2 protein-coding genes are annotated in these 3,689 nt (G+C 72.6%); one reads left to right on the top strand and one right to left on the bottom strand.

The window, feature by feature from the left end; all coding sequences use genetic code 11:
- Positions 1-98: 98 nt before the first annotated feature.
- Positions 99-2,036 carry a phosphoenolpyruvate carboxykinase (GTP) gene (locus tag ACWGKI_RS20645; protein WP_452189537.1) on the bottom strand — a complete coding sequence of 646 codons (1,938 nt, stop codon included), beginning with the start codon at positions 2,034-2,036 and terminating at the stop codon, positions 99-101.
- A gap of 129 nt (positions 2,037-2,165) precedes the next feature.
- Between ACWGKI_RS20645 and ACWGKI_RS20650 the strand changes: the two genes are divergently transcribed.
- Complete coding sequence (locus ACWGKI_RS20650; protein ID WP_380245527.1) at positions 2,166-3,635, top strand: helix-turn-helix domain-containing protein; 1,470 nt, start codon at positions 2,166-2,168, stop codon at positions 3,633-3,635.
- The last annotated feature ends 54 nt before the right edge of the window (positions 3,636-3,689 follow it).

Here is a 3,689-nt window from a genome sequence, read left to right on the forward strand (position 1 = left end):
TGCCCGGTGGCGCCCCCGCCGTTGTTGGTGTTTTTCTGTCCTCCACCCACTCAAAGAACGTGAACAACCACCTGTTCGGCGCCCGGGTCGGTGGGCTGTCAGGCGCCGGCGCCGAGCCGCTCGCGCAGCAGGGAGAGCTGCGCCCAGAGCTGCTCCGGCACCCGGTCGCCGAAGGTGTCGAAGAACTCGGCGGTCAGCGAGGTCTCGGCGAGCCACGCCTCGGCAGGGACGTCGAAGAGCGCGGTGACGTCGTCGTCGGACAGGTCGAGGCCGTCGGTGCTGAGCGCGCCGGGCGCGGGCAGCAGCCCGACGGGGGAGTGCACGGCACCGGCGTCGGTGCGCAGCCCTCGCGAGCGATCGAGCTGGGTGACGATCCACTCGACGACGCGCGAGTTCTCGCCGAACCCGGGCCACAGGAAGCGCCCGTCCGCACCCTTGCGGAACCAGTTGACCTGGAACACCTTGGGCCGCTTGTCGGCGTCGAGCCCCTTGCCCACGCGCAGCCAGTGCGCCCAGTGGTCGGCCATGTTGTAGCCGCAGAACGGCATCATCGCGAAGGGGTCGCGGCGCAGCTCGCCGACCGTGCCCTCGGCCGCCGCCGTGCGCTCGGAGCTGATGGTCGCGCCCATGAAGACGCCGTGGTCCCAGCTCGTCGCCTGGGTCACGAGCGGCACGTTCGTGGCGCGCCGGCCGCCGAAGACGATCGCGTCCACGGGCACGCCCGCCGGGTCCTCCCAGACGTCGGCGATCGACGGGCACTGGGCTGCCGCCACGGTGAAGCGGGAGTTCGGGTGCGCGGCCGGGGTCTCGGCGTCCGGCGTCCAGTCGTTGCCCTGCCAGTCCACGAGGTGCGCCGGCGCCTCGGGAGTGAGGCCCTCCCACCACACGTCGCCGTCGTCGGTCAGCGCCACGTTGGTGAAGATCACGTCGTGGGTGAGGGTGTCGATCGCCGTCGGGTTGGTCTCGACGCCGGTGCCGGGCGCGACGCCGAAGAAGCCGGCCTCCGGGTTGATCGCGCGCAGGCGGCCGTCGGGTCCGGGGCGCATCCACACGATGTCGTCGCCCAGGGTCTCGACCGTCCAGCCGGGGATGGAGGGACGCAGCATGGCGAGGTTGGTCTTGCCGCAGGCGCTGGGGAACGCGGCGGCCAGGTGGTACTGGCGCTGCTCCGGGGACGTGACCCGCACGAGGAGCATGTGCTCGGCGAGCCAGCCCTCCTCGCGCGCCATCGCCGACGCGATGCGCAGCGCGAAGCACTTCTTGCCCAGCAGCGCGTTGCCGCCGTAGCCCGAGCCGTACGACCAGATCTCGCGCGTCTCGGGGTAGTGGACGATGTACTTCGTGTCGTTGCACGGCCACGGCACGTCCTGGTCGCCGTCGCTGAGGGGCGCGCCGACCGAGTGCACGGCCGGGACCCACTGCTGCCCGCCCTCGATGAGGTCCAGGACGGCGGTGGAGACGCGGGTCATCACGTGCATCGACACCACGACGTAGGGCGAGTCCGTGATCTCGATCCCCACCTGCGAGATCGGCCCGCCGACCGGGCCCATGGAGAACGGCACCACGTACATGGTGCGGCCGCGCATCGAGCCGGCGAAGACGTCGGCGAGCTCGGCGCGCATCTCGGCCGGCGCACGCCAGTTGTTGGTCGGGCCGGCGTCCTCCGCGCGCTCCGAGCAGATGAAGGTGCGGGACTCGACGCGCGCCACGTCCGACGGGTGCGAGCGCGCGAGGTAGGAGTTCGGGCGCTTGTCATCGGCCAGGCGGATCAACGTCCCCGCCGACACCATCTCGTCGAGCAGGCGCTGCTTCTCCGCGGCGGACCCGTCGCACCAGACGACCTGCGCGGGCTCCGTCAGCGCGGCCACCTCACGCACCCAGGCGCGCGCGTCCCGCGAGGACGAGGTGGCCTGCGTCGTGCCCGTCGTCGAACCTGGCGCCGTCGCCGCGCCCGCCTGCTCCCCAGGGACCAGGACGTCGGGGGCGAGCTCGGCGATCGCGAGCCGCGTGCGGCGAGGGTTCGCGGTGAAGGTCATCGGATGCTCCGTCCGTCGGCAGGGAGCGGCAGGTGCTCCCCGGGGCTACCTCCAGCGTCTCGCGTCGCCGGACCGACTTTCCAGCCCATCGGCCGTGAAAAATCACGGATCTTCACATAGAGTCAAACCATGGTGGCGAAAGACGGTCCCGCGGCCGAGTCTCCGGACCTCATCACGCTCGGCCGGCGCATCCGGCACGCGCGGACGTCGCGCGGCCTGACGCTCGAGGCGCTGGGGGAGCAGGTGGGTTCGGCGCCCAGCCTGCTGTCCCTCGTCGAGAACGGGCGGCGCGAGCCCCGGCTGTCGTTGCTCCGGTCGCTGGCGGACGCGCTCGACGTCGCCGTCCCCGACCTGCTCGCCGACGAGCCGCCGTCGCGCCGGGCCGAGCTGGAGATCGCCCTCGAGCGCGCGCAGCGCGGGCCGCTGTTCGGCGCGCTCGGCCTGCCGTCGGTGAAGCCGAGCCAGAAGCTCCCCATGCCGGTGCTGGAGCAGCTCGTCGGCCTGCACTCGGAGCTGTCGCGCCGCGAGGAGGAGGCCATCGCCACCCCGGAGGAGGCGCGGCGCGCGAACACCGAGCTCCGGCACGAGCGGCAGGAGCGCGACAACCACTACCCCCACATCGAGGCTCTCGGCGAGGAGCTGACCAAGCGCGCCGGGTACGCCGGGGCGGGTGCGCTGACGCACCGCACCGTCGCGCGCATGGCCGAGCAGCTCGGCCTGACGCTGCTGCACGTGGACGACCTGCCGAGGTCGGCGCGCTCGGTGACGGACCTGGAGAACGGCCGCATCTACCTGCCGCCCGCGTCGATCCCCGGCGGGCACGGCCTGCGGTCCCTGGCGCTCCAGGCGATCGCGCACCGCGTGCTGGGTCACGACCGCCCCCGCAGCTACGCGGAGTTCCTGCGCCAGCGGGTGGAGATCACGTACTTCGCGGCGTGCTGTCTCATCCCGCAGTCCGTGGCCGTCGAGTTCCTGCAGCGGCGCAAGCGTGAGAAGGACCTGGCGGTCGAGGACTTCCGCGACGCGTTCGGCGTCACGCACGAGGCCGCGGCCATGCGCCTGACCAACCTCGCCACCGTGCACCTCGGCATCCCGCTGCACTTCCTGCGGGTGGGCGACGACGGCGCCCTGTTCCGCGGCTATGCCAACGACGGGCTGCCGCTGCCGCAGGACGTCACGGGCGCGATCGAGGGGCAGCTCGTGTGCCGCTGGTGGGCCGGCCGCGAGGCGTTCACACGTCGTGACCGCGCGACCGAGTCATACCAGTACACCGACACCCCGGCGGGCACCTTCTGGGACTCGGTGCAGACCGGCACGGGCGCGGACGGACGGCAGTTCTCCATCACCGTGGGCGTGCCGTACGCGCACGCCAAGTGGTTCCGCGGGCGGGACACGCAGGTGCGCCACGCCTCCACGTGCCCTGACCCGGCGTGCTGCCAGCGTCCGCCGGCCGACCTGGCCCGGCGCTGGGACGGCGTCGCGTGGCCGAGCGCCCGCATGCACCAGCAGGTGCTCGCCGCCCTGCCGCGCGGCGCGTTCCCCGGCGTCGACGACACGGACGTCTTCGCCTTCCTCCAGCGGCACGCCCCCGCCGACTGACCGCTGTGGGTACGAAAACGGCGAGAATTCGCGCCCGAATTCTCGCCGTTTTCG

It is taken from the genome of Isoptericola sp. NPDC055881 (assembly GCF_053615895.1).